Here is a 19,187-nt window from a genome sequence, read left to right as displayed (position 1 = left end):
CTGAGGCTCCTTTTAGAAGCGGTCGACTTGAAAAATAGATAGCAAAATATGAACATAAGATATGAAAAAATGAGTAGAGTGCTAATTCCTTTTTAACATATAATTAACATACGTCATTTATATATGTCTTCTAACGGCAAAAAGTGGAAAAAACCGTGGGAATCTATATTGTGATTATGGACAAAAAGAGGTAGATATCATGGAAATCGAATATAAAGAAAGCAAAGATAACCCGCTTCATAAAGAATATGGGATATGGAGTAACACGGTTTATATACTAAAGAAAATGTGGCAATATAAGCCCTGTGTTATCTTTTTGGTTATTCTTGGAATTGTATGTAATTCCGTCTTATCGTATTTCTGGGGAATTTTTGGAAAATACGTCATTGATATTATCCAACTTGGATTAAGCAGGCAGGAAGGGATACGGCAGCTTACAAGGCTAATGCTGATAGCAGGAAGTATAAATCTTGCCTTGAATTTTGGAAGAGCTTTGTCTGATAACAGAGTCTGGTACAACCTCATACTCATTCGTATGAATATGCTCACAGAGAGGATTGCGAAGGTATTAACTCTGCGATTTGAACTAGTTGAGAGACCGGATGTACTTGATATTGCTGATCGTGCCATGAGGGCAACTAATTCTGATAACAACGGTGTACAGGGCATGATGCAACTAATGAGGCAGGTTTTAACAAGTGCCTTTACACTTGTTGTCACTTTTGCTGCTATTCTGATTCTTGATTACAGACTGATCATTGCGCTTATCATTCTTGGACTATTACAGTTTCTTTATTACAGAAAAATAGTCAGGGTTGATAAAGAAGAGGTGTGGGATAAGATGTCTCCCGCATCCCGCAAATCAGAATATATGACCAGGATTACTCAGGATTTTGACTTTGCCAAGGATATAAGACTCTTTGGACTTAGCGATTTTTTGTCCGGTAAACAGGAAGAAGTAAATAAAGAAACAATTGAAAAAATGGATCTTCACCGCGATCTGTGGTATAAGCATGCCTTTGTTGTTCAGATAGCTTATGTCATTATAAAGGGGCTTATTTATGCAACTCTTTTTGTGGCTGTGTTTAAAAAGAACCTCTCAATTTCTGATTTTACTATGTTCTTATCGCTGGCAATGGCTTTTTCCTCTGCGCTATTAAATTTCTTGCAGAGATTTGGCGATTATAAAAAAGCTTCTCTCGAGGTTGATGACTTCAGGTCATTTTTATCTCTTGATCTTGATATGGATGAAAGCATGTGTATTCCTATTCCTGAGGCAGATAACTACGAGATTGAATTTAAAAATGTCTCCTACAAGTATTATAAAGCAGACAATTACTCATTAAAGAACCTGAATTTGAAGATAAATGCCGGAGAAAAGCTTGCAGTTGTCGGTCTTAACGGGGCAGGCAAGACCACTATGATAAAGCTCCTTTTAAGATTGTATGAACCGACAGAAGGCAGCATTACTCTTAATGGCATAGACATTAGAAAATTCAAAAGAGAAGATTATTACAAACTGTTTGCACCTGTTTTCCAAAACATTGAAATATTTGCTTTTAATATAGCGGAAAATATTGCTATGCTAAGCGGCGATGACCTTGATAAGGAAAAGGCTTTAAATTGCGCAATAGAAGCAGGGCTGGAAGAAAAGATTGCATCCCTGGTAAAGGGTATCGATACGCCTCTTACAAATATCATGGAAGATGATGGCATTGATATGTCTGGAGGTGAAAGGCAAAAGCTTGCGCTGGCAAGAGCTCTTTATAAGGGCGGCAAATTTGTAGTTCTAGATGAGCCAACCTCAGCACTTGATGCTATAGCAGAGCAGAAGCTTTATGAACGTTTTGATGAAATGATAGGAAAAAAATCAGCGGTATATATATCACATAGACTGGCATCGACCAGGTTCTGTGATAGGATTGCCATGTTTGAAAATGGCTCTCTGGTAGAGCTTGGAACTCATGACGAGCTTATGGAGCAAAATGGAAAATATGCAGAAATGTTTAATGTCCAGGCTCATTATTATCGTGAAGGTGAGGCTGCAGAAAGTGAGGTGGAAAAAGTTGGCTGATAAGAAAAAAGAAACCACACTAAGGAAAATAAATTCTGTTATACGTGTTTTATTTGGTACTGCCGCCAGAAAATATCCGCTTTTCTTTGTATGGGAGAGCATTAAGACTGCTATTTCCATTGCTCAGCCGTTTATTGCCATAATGATCTCGCCCATGATAGTAGATGAGATTGTAGGAGAGCGAGATCTTAAGAAACTGATATTCTACGCAGCAGCTCTTATAATTGGCGAATTTATCGCAGCAATGCTGATTGAAAAAAGTAATGCGGTTCTTGGCAAATATCAGGAAAGACTTTCATGCTATTTTGACGTTCTTTTGGGCAAACAAACTATGGAACTTGATTTCCAGCTTACTGAAGATAAGGAAGCACTTGATCAGCTGCAGAAAGCCAAGACCGGTATGAGCTGGTACTCAGAGGGAGTCTATGGTGTAGCGGAGCAGGTATTTATGTTTGTCGGGAACATCATCAAAATGGCAGGTCTTGTCACTGTTATAATCCTGCACGCGCCTATCCTTCTGTTGATGCTGGCTATATATGCTGTATTTCATTTTGCACTTACAACCAAGATCAACAAATTTGCGGTAACTACATTTAATAAACTTTCCAAGTTTAATAACATGTTTGGATACTTTGCCTGGGAAGTGGTAGATTCCCGATATGGAAAAGATATAAGGCTGTATGATGCCAAAAATCTGATGCTGAGAGCCTGGGAAGGAAATACGAAGAAAACTATAGATATGTGGAAATGGCAAGCTGATAAGGAGCTTCCATACAGCTTTTTACTTGAAATTGCAGTATTTGCAGAGTCAATGTTTACATACTTTTATGTTGCACTTCTTGCGATAAGTGGAGCTTTCGGAATAGGTATATTCACTCAGCTTATTGCAGCAGAGGGTTCTCTTGAAAATACACTGTTTAATCTTGTATGGAATATTACAGAGCTTGTTAAGAGATGCAATTATGCTTATGAATACGTTGTTTTCATGGATTATCCTGCTGCGCTTCCTAAGGGTGATAAGCATATTGAGAAAAAAGATCATGAGATTGAATTTAGACATGTCTCTTTTGCATATCCAAAAACAGACAGGAAAATACTTGATGATATCAGCATAAAAATAAGACCCGGCGAACACCTGTCAATAGTTGGTCTTAACGGTGCAGGAAAAACCACATTTATAAAGCTTTTGTGCAGACTCTATGACCCGACTGAGGGAGAAATCCTTGTGGATGGTGTAAACATCAAGGAATACGATTACAAAGAATATATGCAGCAGATAGCGCCTGTTTTTCAGGATTTCAAGCTCTTTGCTTTTAGCATGGGCGAGAATATTGCATTTGATAAGGCTGGTAACGCAAAAATTTCTAAATATACAGATATTGTTGGCCTGCAAGATCTATTAGGAAAACTTGATAAGGGCTTTGATACTAATATTTTTAAATATTTCGATGAAAAAGGCATAGAGCCTTCAGGTGGAGAACAGCAGAAAATTGCTATTTCAAGAGCACTTTTCAAGGAATCTCCAATCGTTATCCTTGATGAGCCTACAGCTGCGCTTGATCCGCTGGCTGAGTATGAGGTATATAAACAGTTCCATACTCTTGTAGGTGGAAAGACTGCTGTTTATATTTCTCATAGGCTATCAAGTTGCAAATTCTGTGACAAGATTGCAGTATTCTTCGAAGGTCACATAGCAGAATATGGAACACATGATGAGCTTATAAGCATTCCTTCTGGAATTTACGCAGAAATGTTTGAAGCTCAGGCAAAGTACTACATAAAGGAAAGCGCATAAAGTAAATGTTTACGAAAGAGATTGATGCAGGTGATATGTCTGAAAAATCTTGTGGAGCAATAGTTTATACTGTAGAAGATGGGGTGATAAAATATCTTCTTGTATGTATTAAATTCCAGCATCTCTGATGAAAGGTTTGTTAAAAAATGTGTACTGTTACTAAGATTGAAACGATACTTTATGAAGTTGAGGATAAACGCGATTTGCCAGATGAGCTGGAAACTATGGTGTCCAAGTATTGGAAAGAGCAACTAAATAGTTATCCCAAAATGTTCAACGGGCCATTGTATTCAGTAAAAAGCATGGAAAATAAAAATGGAAATATCTGATGATAAACTCTTATGACCTAATAGTTGTTGGATAATCTGACGCTTACCGTCTGTCATCTGAACTTTGTGTACGGGTTTCTTTTATTTTGCCATAATAAAAGGCCTCCTTAAGATTTCTTTTACCTTAGGAGACCTCGTTCGAATAGTGTTATTCCGTTTTTACAGAGATTTTTTCACATACTCAGTTTTTATGTTTGAATGCGTGGTTTAACTCAGTCGGAGAAATCCCCCACCTCTAAGCGTTAGCGTAGGTGGGGGTTATGACAAACTATACTCAGTCGGGGTACAAGCTCCGACTGAGTTAAACGCTCCGCGAGGATGCGCACGGATTCGGACAGGAATTTGTCTGCTGAAGCAGACCCGAATCCGGCGCGCAAGACTCGCGAGCGAGTCTTGACATTATTTCTGAGTTCTTGCTGCAATCATAGTAGCAATTTTAGATACAAACTGAACCATAGGCTGAGTTTGTATCATTATTTTACCAGGACCTGATACAACTGTATTAAACAATCCCTCTCCGCCGAAGAGAATGTTGCCAACTCCCTTAATCATTTGAACATCAATCGAACATGTTGCATCCATCATTACAAGGTAGCCTGTATCGATAGTAAGTCTTTCGCCAGCATTAAGAGTATATTCTACCACTCCACCATCTATTTCGAGAAGAACATCACCTGTACCAGAAAGCTTGTTCATGATAAATCCTTCTCCACCAAATAAACCTGTTCCAATTTTTTTTTGGAAGAAAATTGATAAATCAATGCTTTCATCTTTTGCAAGGAATGATCCTTTTTGAACTACGATAGGATGTTCCGGTGAAAGAGTTATCTTTCTTATTTCTCCAGGAGCATGTGCTCCGATTGCAATTATTCCCCCGCGCTCTGCAACATATCTGTTCATGAAAAGTGATTCACCTGTGAAGGCTCTTCCGAACAGTTTCCCTATTCCGCCACCTGTGTTAGTCTCCATTTTTATACCATCACTCATCCATGCCATTGCACCTGACTCACAGTTTAATGCCTGACCAGCTCCAAGATAGCAAACAGCTACTGGAAAATTTCCACCCTTAAATTCACATTGCATTAGTATACCCTCCTGTTTGTTTGTTTTTGTAAAAAACTATTGCTATTAGTTTTTTAGCGCAAGACAGTAACAATTATTATTGCGTTATTGTAGATCGTTGATAGAAGTGTCTAACTATACTTATATTGTACCAAGAATTTGAAAAAATATGTTGTTTTTTTATTTGTGATAAAATGTATTGACAAAAGTAACTAAATAGCATAAACTTTGGATATATTTTTTCGGATATGGGACATACAACAAGGATGGGGATAAAAATATAGGTTGTTAGAGGAGCATTTGAATTAAGGGGAACCTTTTTCAAATGCTTTTTTGTTGTGGAAAATTGTAACTGTTTTTTATAAATGATTTTGTGATAAAGATTTAGTAGGATTAGTAAGGTAGTAATATGGATAACGAAAAATTAGAAAAATGGGCTCAGAAACTTCTTGATACAAGTAAGCGCAACAATATGATAAATTTTAAAGCTTCCAAAACGTTAGGAGCCGAAGTGGTTTATCCAGATGGCGAAACTTTTTTTAATAAATGTATTAGCAAATCTACGTTTGAAATTTATAATCCATTGGTGGAAGATTTAGATACAGACGATGAAACAGAAATAGTAGCAGGTCTTGTAGAAGATAATACTAATGATGCAGTCAATAATGATAAATTGGGAAAAAATGAATATATTGCTTTGTATTCGCATAAGATTAATCAAGATAATCAGATTTTGGTTTATTCTCAATCACTAAATCCAATTGATACTATTAAAAGAATCCATAAAAAATCCAAGGAGAGTCTTGAAGAAACTGGTAACAATTTTGCACATATGGCATTTGGCTTCATTCATTGGAAAGAGCAAGAAGATTCAACTGTTGTGAATAAAGCTCCATTACTACTTGTTCCGATTACTTTTAAAAATGAATCTGTAGTTGATCCATACTTTATCGAGCTTACTGATGAAGAGGTTATTGTCAATCCGACGTTTAGTTATTATTTAAATGCACAATATGAATTGACGCTTCCAGAGTATGAGGAAGATGAATCGCTTACTTCATATATTGAAAAGGTACAAGAAAAGGTTTCCAAACTTCACTGGCAGGTGACGTCAGAGTGTCAGATTGGTATTTTTGCTTTTACGAAGATAAATATGTATCTTGATTTTATCAATAATGAAAAGAAGATACTAAGAAATGAAAATGTTCGCTTGCTTCTTGGAGAAGCTAGGGATTTTCTAAGTTTTTCATATGATTTTGAAAGAAAATCTGATATAAACGGAATAATAGATTTACATACAGTTGTTGATGCTGATTCGAGTCAGATAGAAGCAATTGAAATGGCTAAATCGGGACAGAGTTTTGTGTTACAAGGTCCTCCTGGAACTGGTAAGTCTCAAACTATAACGAATATAATTGCAGAATGCTTGTATGATGGAAAGAAGGTTCTGTTCGTATCTGAAAAGCTTGTTGCACTTAATGTTGTATATGAGAAGTTGAAACAAGCTGGTTTGGAAGAATTCTGTCTGGAATTACATAGCCATAAATCAAATAAGAAAAAAGTTATAGATAATCTATATAAGACTTTAATTACAGAAAAAAGTAGTGTTTCACCCAAAGCTGAGGAAGAAATATGGGAAAAAGAAAATCTTCAGAAAAGGCTTGATAAATATGCAGAGGAATTACATAAACCTATTCCTGGTATTAATAAATCTATGTATCAGCTTTATGAAGCATATTCAGCTCAGAGAGATGCGCCAGAATTAGATTTTCTATTAGAACACATTGTCGACAAAGATGAAGAGTATTTAAAGAGTGCATCAGAACTTCTTTGTAAGTATGAAGAGTATATACCTACTATTGGGTATGATTATCGAAAAAATGTATGGTATGGATATAATAAACACATGCTTTCTTATGAAGAACAAAGTAAGTTTAAGCAAAAACTTCAAAAGACATTTGAAGATTTAAAAGGCTTGATTGATGAAATCGATGATATTGAATCAAAGTATTGCTTTAATATTACTCATTGGACAGATGTTGAAGAAGTGGTGAGTATATTTAACATTTTTTCTGAGGCTGTTTTTATTAGACCTAGTATGATTATAGTTGATAAGCTGGATTTGTTGCTTAATACACTAAATAATATGGCTAAATTAAGTGAAAGAATTATTCCGTTAAGGGATAGTATTAACGAGGTATTTGAAGAAAGCATCTATAAGCTTGATGGTCAAGATTATTACAATAAAATAATAAGGCTTTATTCTGGATTTTTTTCGCGGTTGTTTAGTGCTGATTATAAAAGAATCATTGCAGATATACGTTTGACATCAAAGACAGGAATGAAATTAGGATATTCTAAGGTGCAGACATATATGAAATCGCTTATGGATTATCAGAATCTTATAGAGCAGTTTGATGAAGAGAAAAATAAGATATCAGATGTCTTAAAGATAAAAGTATTAAATGTTGATACTGACTATACAAAGTTTTGCGAAGAATTAAAAATAGTAAAAGGCTTCTTAGATAAAAAAACTAATTCGGGAAATATTTTGTCAATGTCAGATGAAGAATTTGATTTAGAAAAAACAACTTTTGGCAAACATGCAAATTCCTTAACAAAATCTGTGAATTTAGCTAAGGACAATTTAAATAAATTACAGAATGACTTTGATACTGATTATGTAGCATTTGATTCAATGTCTATTAGAACTTTATTTAGTAAAATACAGCAGTACAGAGATTGTTATGGTACGCTAGGTAATTGGAATAGTTTCAGTGAATTACTTGAGCAGTTAGATGAAAAAGGCCTGCTTAAATATATTATAGTTGCCATTGAAAATGAAGTTGATTCAAAGAAAATTGTTTCTACATATAAGAAACTTTTTTATAATCAATGGATTAATCATATGATTTGTGAAAAGCCTGTAATACGAGCTTTTACACGAATTGAGCAAGACAGAGTAGTTAAACGTTTTAAAGACAAAGATAAGTTACAGTTTGAAATCAGTAAAGCACAGATAAAAGCAGAGCTTTCTTCAAAACGTCCGGATTTTGATATGATAGCAGGCGGAAGTGAGGTTGAAATTCTAAAAAGAGAAGGTCAAAAGAAAAGTAGACAAAAAAACATCCGAAAGCTTCTTGGCGAAGCAGGAAATATTATACAGACCATTAAACCTTGTTTCCTTATGTCGCCTCTTAGTGTTAGTACATTATTAGGAGATAATGACATAGAGTTCGATACAGTTGTATTTGATGAAGCTTCACAGATATTTCCTCAGGATGCTATAGGCGCTATTTATAGAGGAAAACAGATTATTGTTGTGGGAGATTCCAAGCAGATGCCACCATCTGATTTTTTCAAAAACAATGGTGAGACTAACACTGATGAAGAAGATGATAATGATATTTCCAGCTATGAGTCTATTTTAGATATGTGCAAGAGTTTGTTTCCTCAAATACAGTTAAAATGGCATTACCGTAGTAAATATGAACAGTTAATATCGTTTTCTAATAAGTATTTTTACGATAATGCATTAATAACATTTCCTTCATCTAAAATTGATCATGAGGGTATAGGTGTAGATTACTATCATGTGAATGGTTTTTATGATAGAAATAGCAGAACAAATAGAGCAGAAGCTGATTTTATTGTTGATCTTATATATAAGAATATTGAAAAGTATCCCGAAAGAAGCATTGGAGTTGTTGCATTTAATGAAAAACAAATGGATCTGATTGAAAGATTACTTGACAAGAGAAGAAAAGATGATTTTTCTAAGGAATGGTATTTCAAAGATACCGAAAAAGAAGCATTTTTTGTAAAAAATCTTGATGCTGTTCAGGGAGATGAACGAGATACTATTATTTTTAGTGTTGTTTATGGAAGAGATTCTCAAGGAAAGTTATTGTATAATTTTGGACCGTTGAATAAACTTGGAGGTGAACGTAGACTAAATGTTGCAGTAACAAGAGCAAAAGAAAATGTTCAGCTTGTGTCCATTATGAGTGCTAATGATATTGACTTGAAAAGAACAGGAGCATAAGGAACAAGGCTTCTTAGAGAGTATTTGGATTATGCAGAGCATGGTGAGATTGCTCTTGATAGATCAATTTCTGTAAATTCTTTTGATCAATTTGATTCTGAATTTGAGATGGAAGTATGCGATTACTTGCGGGATCATGGCTTTACAGTAGATACTCAGGTTGGCTGTAGCGGATTTAGGATTGATTTAGCTCTTAAGAAAACTGATAGTTCGGAATATGTTCTTGCGATTGAATGTGATGGTGCAACTTATCATTCTTCAAAGAATGCTCGTGATAGAGACAGACTTCGTCAGGAAATTCTAGAAAACATGGGATGGAAATTCTATCGTATCTGGTCTACTGATTGGTTTAGGAATAATCAAATTGAAAAGGAAAACTTGTTAAAGGCTTGTATTCAGGCAATTAATTCTGAGAAAAATGCAAATAATGAATATTGCGAAGATGGAAAAAGTAAAGAGGAAGAGGATAATGTAACTACATTTACTCAAACAATTTTTAAGGAAAAACTTTCTTTTCCAATATATCAAGATGCTGATGTAGATGAACTTTATTATACTCATTCGACCACGCAGAGCTTTGTAAAAGCTATTATGGAAAAAGAAGCGCCTGTATCAGAGGAATATTTGTTAAAACAGATTTGTTTTAAGTATGGTCAAGAAAAGGTTTCAAGCGCATTTAAACGTCAGTTTAATACAGAAATGCGTGGATGTGAACGAATGGGAATAAGAAGGCAAAATGGCTTTTTGTATTTAATAGAGCAAAAAGAATTTGAACTTCGTATACCAGGTCATAAGCGAGATATAAAATACATATCAGCTGAGGAATTGGCAGCAGGTTTAATTACAGTTTTGAAGCAGAATTATTCAGCTGATAGAGACGGGTTATATAAGACAGTTGCAAATCAGCTTGGCTTTTCACGCATGGGTAAAACTATAAGTGCAAAGCTAGATGAAGCTTTGGCATTATTAGATAATATTGTTATTGAAGGTAATACTGTATCTTTAAAATAAAAGTCGCGTAAGCGGCTTTTATTTTTTCGTTGAAAAAAACTCATAGGTGCAATATAATTCTAAATGAGAGTTAGTGCGCGCTAACAAAGATTAGAATATCCTAAGCTGGGATAATATTTTCTATTCAAGTCTATGTTTTTGGCAAATTGTGAAAAAACAAAAACATAAATTACAGATGGAGACAATAACATGGGAGAAAAGAAAAAAAGTGATGTGGCAAGGCTGATGGAATATGCTTCAAGGTATAAGTATTTTACTTATTGTTCATGGATTCTTGCTACGATTAGTGCATTTATTGCGCTTGCGCCATTTTATTTTATATGGCGCATTATCAAAGAAGTAGTCGAAGTAAGAACGGATTTTAGTAAAGCAACGCATATTGTGTCCTATGGATGGTCCGCTGTAGGTATGAGTCTTTTGGCGATGGTTATCTATATTGCAGCACTTATGTGTTCTCATTTGGCAGCATTTAGAGTTCAGGCTAATTTGAGAACAGCTATGATGCAGCATATAATGAAGCTGCCTATGGGATACATTGAAACAGAGGGAAGCGGCAAAATAAGAAAGATAGTTACAGAGTCAAGTGCTGCAACAGAAACTTATCTTGCACATAGTCTTCCTGACAAAGCAGTAAGTTTTGCAACTCCTGTAGGACTTCTTGCGATGCTTTTTATTTTCGATTGGAGAATAGGTCTTATATGCCTTATTCCTGCTGTTATTGCATTTTTGATGATGGGCGGCATGATGGGATCTAAGATGCAGGCTGATATGAAAGAGTACCAGAATGCTCTTGATGAAATGTCTTCTGAGGCGGTTGAATATGTAAGAGGAATTCCGGTAGTAAAGACTTTTGGTCAGTCTGTTTTTTCTTTTAAAAGGTTCAAGAATGCAATAGATAAGTATGAAAAATGGACTATTGCTTATACAATAACAATGAGAATGCCTATGGTAGGTTTTACTACTGCTGCCAATGGTGTGTTTGCAGCTCTTGTTGCCTGTGGATTCTTTTTTACAAAAAACGGTGTTGAGAACGAATTTCTTTACAATATTCTTTTCTACATTATTATTACACCTATTCTGACGGTCACTTTAATGAAAATCGCATATGCAGGCGAAAGTCAGATGCTGGTTAAAGATGCCCTTAACAGAATGGATGTTTTGCTAAATGTTGAGCCACTTAAAGAGGCAAAAAATCCTAAAAAACCTAATAATAGTGGAATAGTTATTGAAAATGCTTCTTTTTCATATGATGAGAAAAAGAAAAATGCGCTCGATGGTGTGTCACTTGAAATAAAGCCTGGAGAACATGTAGCTTTCGTTGGCCCTTCCGGAGGTGGTAAGACAACACTTACATCCCTTATTACGAGATTTTGGGATGTAAAAGAGGGTAGTATCAAAATTGGCGGAGTTGATGTTAAAGATATATCGTCTTCAGAACTTATGAAGACTGTATCTTATGTATTCCAGGATAGTAAGCTATTAAAGATGTCAATACTAGAGAATGTCAGAATGGGTAGACCAGAAGCTACAGATGAAGAAGTTATAAAGGCTTTAAAAGATGCTATGTGCTGGGATATTATCCAGAAACTTCCAAATGGTGCCAATACAATAATAGGAAGCAAAGGGACTTACGTATCAAGTGGTGAAGCACAGAGAATTTCTATTGCAAGAGCGTTCCTCAAAAATGCGCCTATCCTTATTCTGGACGAAGCGACTGCGTTTGCTGATCCTGATAATGAAGCAAAGGTTCAAAAAGCTTTTGAAAACCTGTCAAAAGATAAGACGGTAATCATGATTGCTCATCGTTTATCTACTGTTGTTGATACTGATAAGATATATGTTTTGTGTGATGGAAAGATAGTTGAGTCTGGAAAACATCAGACTCTGCTTACTCAAGACGGAATTTATAGTCATATGTGGAATGAATATCAGAAATCTGTTAATTGGAAAGTAGGTAAAAGTGCATGAAATTAAAAGAAAAATTACAGCATAAATACGCGCTTTCAGAGCAAGGTGCAAAAGATATGTTCAAGGCTTTTGCAGCCTGTACACTGGCAAATTTGGCTCAAATGCTGCCGGTTGGATTGTTATTCATGCTGACAGGTGATTTATTAAATGGAAAAATACCGCATAAGCATACAATACTATACATTGCAGGCACTATCATATGTCTTGCACTTCTTGCGTTTACTGAGTTTTTGCAGTATAACGCAACATTCTTTTCTACATATATTGAAAGCGGTGTAAGAAGACGCTGCCTCGCAGAAAAGCTTCGTAAAATTCCTCTTTCATTTTTTGGAAAAAAAGATCTCGCAGATCTTACAAGTACCATTATGTCAGACTGTGCGACTATTGAAACAGCTTCATCTCACTGGCTTCCTGAACTTGTAGGTGCATTTATTTCTACAACACTTGTAGTGATTAGTCTTTTTTTCTACGATGTTAGAATGGCTCTTGCAGCAGTATGGGTGCTCCCGGTAGCTTTTTTTATAGTTTTTTCATCTAAAAATATTATTCATGCAATTAACAGAAAAGGCAATAAATATAGAATTGCCTGCAGTGATGGTATCCAGGAAGCGCTAGAAACTTTGAGAGATTTAAAGTCTTACAATGCGCAGGATACTTATATGGAGGAACTTAATAAGAAAATCAAGGCAGTTGAGAATCATAGTGTTTCTGCTGAACTTCTAAATGCTGTTTTTGTAAGCAGTGCCCAGATGATTCTTAAATTTGGAATTGGTACTGTTGCAGTAACAGGTTCAACTCTTTTGATGAAAAATGAGATAAATGTTATAACTTTTTTCATGTATCTTCTTGTAGTATCAAGAATGTATGAACCATTACAGATTGCACTTCAGAATTTCTCAGCGCTTATAATTACTGATACTCAGTGCGAGAGAATGGATGAGATTCTTTCACACAGTGAGCAGACAGGAACACAGACTTTGACTAACAATGGATATGATATTGAGTTCAAAAATGTTAAGTTCTCTTATGTGAGCGGTGAAACTGTTCTTAAAGACGTCAGCTTTGTAGCAAAACAGGGCGAGGTTACAGCTTTGATTGGACCTTCTGGTGGTGGTAAGACCACGGTTTCAAGGCTTGCTGCCAGATTTTGGGATATTGATGAAGGGCTTATTACAGTTGGTGGAATGGATATATCCAAAATTGATCCTGAGATGCTTCTGTCCATGTATTCTATTGTTTTCCAGGATGTAACTTTGTTTAATAACTCAGTTCTTGAGAACATCAGAATAGGTAGAAAAGAGGCTACAGATGAGGAAGTAATATCTGCTGCAAAGCTTGCTCACTGTGATGAGTTTATTAATAGACTTCCTGAAGGATATAATACACTTATAGGCGAGAACGGATCAGAACTTTCAGGTGGTGAAAGACAGAGAATATCAATTGCCAGAGCTTTCCTTAAGAATGCTCCAATAATTCTTATGGATGAAGCCACAGCATCTCTTGATGTTGATAACGAATCACTGATTCAGGAAGCAATAAGCGATTTGATAAAAGATAAGACAGTTCTGATAATCGCACATAGAATGCGTACAGTTGATGGTGCTGATAAGATTGTAGTGCTAAAAGACGGCACAGTTGCCGAATCTGACACACCGGCAAAACTAAAAGAGACAGATGGAATATATAAGCATATGATCTCTGTACAGCTTCAATCAGAAAAATGGAAGATTGCTTGAATTCAAGCTGATGATTAGCCATAATCCTGGCGAGAATTCAAATTAAAGAACATCCTTCTTTGTAAAAAAGTATTGATTTATAAAGCAATACAAAACAAGGGGGGATGTTTTTTTGTGTAAGATGTTATAAACTTGTTAGGAGGAGTTAATTCGTAATATTTTATATGTGAGGCTTTCACTGATAAAACATCTGTGTGGATGAAAATTATGAATATCAGTAGAATGTTTTTTAGAAAAACGGGATAATAAGATGAAAAAAAGAGTTTTTTTAGCATTAGTAGCATTGTTTTCTATCAATGCATTAGCGTGCAGTACTCCAAAGGTTGATGTAGGAGTTACAGGACAAACAGTTTTGTCAGTAGAAACAGAAAAATCAGACCAAGTAAAAAAAGCAAAAGATTCAGAACAAGTATCATCGTCAGAACAAACGGTAAAAGAAGATAAAACCGCGCAGTCAGGGGAAACATCAGTATCAAATCAAATGTCTCAAAAAGAAGAAAATACTTCTTCTAAGGATAACGAAAACAGTTCTGATACTAATAATACTGAGAAAAGTTCCGATGTTAATAATAAGCTTACAAATGAGCAAGCTCTTCTTGCTATAAAAAAGTATAATTACAAGAATAATCCAGAACTTGAAAATATGGAAAAATCTGGAGAATACACTATTGAATGGGATGTATCAACTAATGAATCTGGTCAGATAGTTGTTTATTTCAGGTCATACACGGCTGCTCAGATTCGTTATTATATAGATCCTGTTACTGGTGATGCATATGTAACTGAGCTTGTTCCAGGAATAATAGATGAAGAAACGCGTAGCGGTGAAACTCTTAATGTAAGGGATTATTTGTAATGGATATTAATTTAATTGAGAATTTAAATTTCAAACATGTTATTGATCGCGGAACAGGCAGGATTATAGTTAATACTGAAAAAGAACTTATCGTATTTGATGAGCGCAGTAAAACTTTAATGATTGCTTGTGATGATGCTCATGAAGGTTTGGAAGAATTAGATAAAATAGATATGTCAGATATTTTTCTTGTCCTAACTTCAAACTTGAAATTAGGCAATCTTATTTATGATAAATACAAGTTTACAGGGAAAATGAATTGTTATCAGGTAGCATATCTTCAAAAAGGTGTTCCTTTGCTGGATGGTGAATTATCTTTTCGAGAAGCTACACTTGATGATTTTTCTTTTATCATTTCCGAGTATAATCATATAAGCGAGGAAGATATAAAAAAGGCTATTGAAAGAAAGAATATTATTATCGGTTACAAAGATGGTAAGGCTGTGGGGTTTATCGGAGAACACCAAGAAGGTAGTATGGGAATGCTACAGGTTTTATCTGATTATAGAAGGTGTGGTTATGGTCAGGAGCTGGAAAAGGAAATGATTAGACGCACTATATCAAAGGGGTTTATTCCATTTGCTCAGATTGTAGAAGATAATACGGCTTCAATATGCCTTCAGAAAAAACTGGGGTTGTCGAAATCTGATAATCTTATCATGTGGATGTGGAAATAGATTTGTTAACTTATGTAAAAATATAATATTGGCAAATAGAGCGGTGTTTCTTGTGACAGTAGTTGTGGGAGATGCCGTTTTTTACTTTGATTTAATACTTTATTGTGGTATACTAGCAAAGAATTAGTCTATTAAAGTGAAAAGAGAGGAGAAGGAATTATGACAACTGCTCAAATAGGTATCATCATTTCTATTCTGGTATATCTTGCCATGATGCTTATGGTAGGATTTGTTAGTTCAAGAGATACTAACGATGTTAAGGATTTTTATCTTGGAGGAAGAAAACTTGGTCCATTTGTCACAGCTATGAGTGCGGAAGCATCTGACATGAGTTCATATCTATTAATGGGTGTTCCAGGGCTTGCATATCTTACGGGTATTGCTGATGCTGGCTGGACTGCAGTGGGACTTATAGTTGGAACTTATTTAAACTGGCTTTTTGTAGCTAAAAGACTTCGTAACTATACTGAGAAACTTGATGCTATTACAATTCCGGATTTTTTCAAAAAAAGATTTCGTGATGACAGTAATATTATTTTGTGTATAGGGGCTCTTTTTATTTTAGTATTTTTTGTTCCATATACAGCATCGGGTTTTTCAGCTTGTGGAAAGCTTTTTTCATCATTGTTCGGAGTAAATTATCAGCTTGCTATGATTGTTTCTGCTGTGATTATTGTGGGATACACTACTACTGGAGGATTTTTGGCGGCATCTAAGACTGACTTTATTCAATCGATAGTCATGTCTTTTGCACTATTATTTGTACTTGGATATGGAATTTCATCGGCTAAGGGAATGGAAGCGGTGTTTTCCAATACAGATGCACTTCCTGGATTTCTAAATCTTAGTGCAACTTTTGACAATGTTGCAAATTCTGCTGCACCATATGGATTTTTTAGCAAGGTCACTACTTTTTGTTGGGGGCTTGGATATTTTGGAATGCCTCACATTTTGTTGAGATTTATGGCGGTTAGAAAATCAAGTGATTTGAAACTTTCAAGAAGAATAGCATCGGTATGGGTTGTTGTTTCACTTGGAATTGCAGTATTTCTGGGAGTTGTTGGAAGAGCAATGACTCAGGTGGGTGTTTTGAATAGCCTTGTTGACGCAGACAATCCTTCAAGTGCATCCAAGGCTGAAACTCTTATTGTTATTTTGGCTCAGCAGATAAGTGAGAGAGGATTTTTGTTTGCTCTTGTAGCTGGTCTTGTACTTGCAGGAATCCTTGCTTCTACAATGTCGACTGCCGATTCTCAGCTTATTGCAGCATCTTCATCTGTTTCTGAGAATATTATTCAGGAGACATTTGGAATTAAGTTATCTGAAACAGCTGCTATGCTTGTTGCAAGAGCAACTCTTATAGCTGTGGCAATATTTGGTGTTGTGATTGCCTGGGATCCTAATAGCTCTGTATTTGGAATAGTTTCTTTTGCCTGGGCAGGATTTGGAGCTGTATTTGGACCTATCATGATTTTGTCTTTATATTGGAGAAGAGCTAATAAATACGGCGCTATGGCTGGAATGGTATCTGGTGGTGTCATGGTTTTTGTTTGGAAATATCTTGTAAGACCACTTGGTGGTGTATGGAATCTATATGAGCTTGCGCCAGCATTTCTTGTAGCGATTATAGTTATCATCGTGGTAAGTCTTCTTACTAAAGAGCCAGAGAAGGAGATTGTAGATGCGTTTGATCATGTCAAGATGATGTCGTAATGCTTTTTGCTTCTTTAGTTCAAAAACTTCGCAGATTAGGCATTTACTATCGTTTCTTGCACTTTTTTTAAAAATGTGAGATAATTGTGACAATTTCTTGTAATTAAAATGAAATAAAAAGGGGTGGTCTTGATTTGCGAAATAAAAAAAGGCTAGAGATTACTAATACCCAAAAAGGGTGTCGCAGGATTCTTATTGGAGGGATTGCACTTGTACTTATGGCGTTGGCTGCGCGGTATGAAAAGGTAGTAGCAGAACACATAGTTCTAAAAAGTGGAGGCAAGATTAAAAAAACGGTACGCTTTGCACTGGTTTCTGATCTTCATTCCTGCTATTACGGGAAAAATCAGTCTACACTTACAAGATTGATTGATAAAGAAAAAGTTGATGCAATTCTTCTACCTGGAGATATTTTTGATGACAAGTTTAGTGATGACAATTCCAAGATTTTTATTGAGCAGGTTGCATGCAAATATCCTTGTTATTATGTTGCAGGGAATCACGAACTTTGGAGTGGTAGATCAAGGGAAACGAAGAATTACCTTAGGTCAAAGGGGATTGTTGTACTGGAGGGGGATTTTACAACAACGTTTGTAAAAGGCAATACTATTGACATATGCGGCGTTGATGATCCTATGTATATGTCAATGGATGAATGGAGAATGCAACTTGATGCTGCAGATCCTAAGTCTTCTAATTATAAAATTCTTTTATCACATAGGCCGGAGAAGGTTGATATATACAAAGAATATGATTTTGATCTGGTAGTGGCAGGCCATGCACATGGAGGTCAATGGAGAATTCCTTTTACCAAATATGGCGTGCTTGCTCCAGATCAGGGACTTTTTCCGGAATATGTTGATGGATTGTATTTTCTTTCAAATGGTACCAAGATGGTGGTAAGCAGGGGATTATCACGAGAGAGAATGCCATTACCGCGATTTTTCAGTTCACCTGAAATTGTGATAATAGATATAGAGTAACTGTTGTTTTGTATGAAAAAAGTGTTATTGGTGTTATTTCCTGAAATTTGACTGTTTTGGAAATAATACAAAAGTTACAGGGAGAAAAAGAAATGAAGATTAAAAAAGTAGTAATTGTAACATCAATGCTGTTTTCCATGAGTACTCTGTTGTCAGGGTGTTTTATTGGAGATACAACTCTTCCTTCTGAAAAGTCTAGCGAAAGTGCTACGCTGGAAAGTTCTGGAGAAAGTGATGATTTGGTAAAATCTGGCAGAAGTAGTGCCTCTGAAGATGACACCTTGAAAAACGCTAGTGAAAGTGGCATTGCAGATAGTTCTAGGGAAGATGTTAACAACGATGGCGAAAAAAAATCCGAGCAGAATTCTGTTTTCAGTGCAAAAGACTATTTTTTTAGTGACGAAGGAGAGTATTCCTATGACGTTAAAGAACTTATGTTAGAAGATACTGATAATGTTAAAGTAAAGGTCAAGGTTAGTAAAAGAGCAGAATATACTAAAGGAATGGTCTATTCTATCACGATTATCCATGATGAATGCCCTGGAAGTAAAGATGTGGATGGTTCTGACAGATTTAAACTTGGTCTTTTCTATGTAACAGATGAGGAAATTTATTACCTGCAGGATTTAACAGATAAAGTTCCGACTGAAGATGATTTTTTGAAAAATGGAATTAGTGTTTGTTCAAAGGATGATGAACAAAAAACTAAGGATACTTATGAGCTTAGAATAGAACATGATAATGATATCTGCAGATATAGATGTTGGGATACAGCTGTAGAGACCGGATGGTACTGCAGAATGGAATGGACAAGGGGCAAGGGTCTTACGTACTACAGATCAGGATATGGTGCTGGAGGTAATCCAATTGATATTTCAATGGAAGGCGTAGAGGTTAATAGAGACAACTGATTAACAACTAAGATAGAAATAACTAAA

At 35.5% G+C, this 19,187-nt stretch carries 14 protein-coding genes; 13 read left to right on the top strand and 1 reads right to left on the bottom strand.

The features are described from left to right. Positions 1-199 precede the first annotated feature (199 nt). Genes G634_RS0101410 through G634_RS0101395 form a run of 4 tightly spaced genes read left to right on the top strand, consistent with a single transcriptional unit; the run spans position 200 to position 4,198 of the window. Positions 200-2,074, top strand: coding sequence for an ABC transporter ATP-binding protein (locus G634_RS0101410; protein ID WP_051233617.1), 1,875 nt, complete (start codon positions 200-202; stop codon positions 2,072-2,074). After that, positions 2,052-3,869, top strand: coding sequence for an ABC transporter ATP-binding protein (locus G634_RS0101405; protein WP_196805268.1), 1,818 nt, complete (start codon positions 2,052-2,054; stop codon positions 3,867-3,869). Before G634_RS0101410 ends, G634_RS0101405 begins: the two co-directional genes overlap by 23 nt. 5 nt (positions 3,870-3,874) lie before the next feature. After that, positions 3,875-3,997, top strand: a complete 123-nt coding sequence (locus G634_RS21735; protein ID WP_256379354.1) for a hypothetical protein — start codon at positions 3,875-3,877, stop codon at positions 3,995-3,997. Positions 3,998-4,015: 18 nt separating this feature from the next. After that, positions 4,016-4,198, top strand: coding sequence for a hypothetical protein (locus tag G634_RS0101395; RefSeq protein WP_026503788.1), 183 nt, complete (start codon positions 4,016-4,018; stop codon positions 4,196-4,198). Positions 4,199-4,597: 399 nt separating this feature from the next. On the opposite strand, the gene G634_RS17545 is transcribed toward G634_RS0101395, so the two are convergent. Further along, a complete protein-coding gene (locus G634_RS17545; protein WP_035798483.1) occupies positions 4,598-5,281 on the bottom strand; it encodes a TIGR00266 family protein in 684 nt (227 codons plus the stop codon). A gap of 388 nt (positions 5,282-5,669) precedes the next feature. Between G634_RS17545 and G634_RS17540 the strand changes: the two genes are divergently transcribed. The 9 genes from G634_RS17540 (at position 5,670) to G634_RS0101350 (ending at position 19,160) form a co-directional block, all read left to right on the top strand. Further along, positions 5,670-9,305: a DUF4011 domain-containing protein gene (locus tag G634_RS17540; protein WP_051233616.1), complete on the top strand. Its 3,636-nt coding sequence runs from the start codon at positions 5,670-5,672 to the stop codon at positions 9,303-9,305. A 24-nt stretch (positions 9,306-9,329) separates the two neighbouring features. Then, complete coding sequence (locus G634_RS19995; protein WP_051233615.1) at positions 9,330-10,316, top strand: DUF559 domain-containing protein; 987 nt, start codon at positions 9,330-9,332, stop codon at positions 10,314-10,316. Positions 10,317-10,505: 189 nt separating this feature from the next. Further along, positions 10,506-12,284 (top strand): ABC transporter ATP-binding protein, encoded by a 1,779-nt coding sequence (locus tag G634_RS0101380; RefSeq protein ID WP_026503787.1) that lies wholly within the window; start codon positions 10,506-10,508, stop codon positions 12,282-12,284. Then, complete coding sequence (locus tag G634_RS0101375; RefSeq protein ID WP_026503786.1) at positions 12,281-14,020, top strand: ABC transporter ATP-binding protein; 1,740 nt, start codon at positions 12,281-12,283, stop codon at positions 14,018-14,020. The genes G634_RS0101380 and G634_RS0101375 overlap by 4 nt, the downstream gene beginning before the upstream one ends. 250 nt (positions 14,021-14,270) lie before the next feature. Further along, complete coding sequence (locus G634_RS0101370; protein ID WP_026503785.1) at positions 14,271-14,876, top strand: hypothetical protein; 606 nt, start codon at positions 14,271-14,273, stop codon at positions 14,874-14,876. Continuing rightward, positions 14,876-15,553 (top strand): GNAT family N-acetyltransferase, encoded by a 678-nt coding sequence (locus tag G634_RS0101365; RefSeq protein WP_026503784.1) that lies wholly within the window; start codon positions 14,876-14,878, stop codon positions 15,551-15,553. Before G634_RS0101370 ends, G634_RS0101365 begins: the two co-directional genes overlap by 1 nt. Before the next feature lie 159 nt (positions 15,554-15,712). Then, positions 15,713-17,266, top strand: a complete 1,554-nt coding sequence (locus G634_RS0101360; protein WP_026503783.1) for a sodium/proline symporter — start codon at positions 15,713-15,715, stop codon at positions 17,264-17,266. Between the two features lie 134 nt (positions 17,267-17,400). After that, positions 17,401-18,249: a metallophosphoesterase gene (locus tag G634_RS0101355; protein WP_155830483.1), complete on the top strand. Its 849-nt coding sequence runs from the start codon at positions 17,401-17,403 to the stop codon at positions 18,247-18,249. A 92-nt stretch (positions 18,250-18,341) separates the two neighbouring features. Further along, positions 18,342-19,160, top strand: a complete 819-nt coding sequence (locus G634_RS0101350; RefSeq protein ID WP_026503781.1) for a hypothetical protein — start codon at positions 18,342-18,344, stop codon at positions 19,158-19,160. Positions 19,161-19,187: the final 27 nt, after the last annotated feature.

It is taken from the genome of Butyrivibrio sp. NC3005, from assembly GCF_000424545.1.
GTDB lineage: Bacteria > Bacillota > Clostridia > Lachnospirales > Lachnospiraceae > Butyrivibrio.
This window is presented reverse-complemented; position numbering and strand designations above follow the sequence as displayed.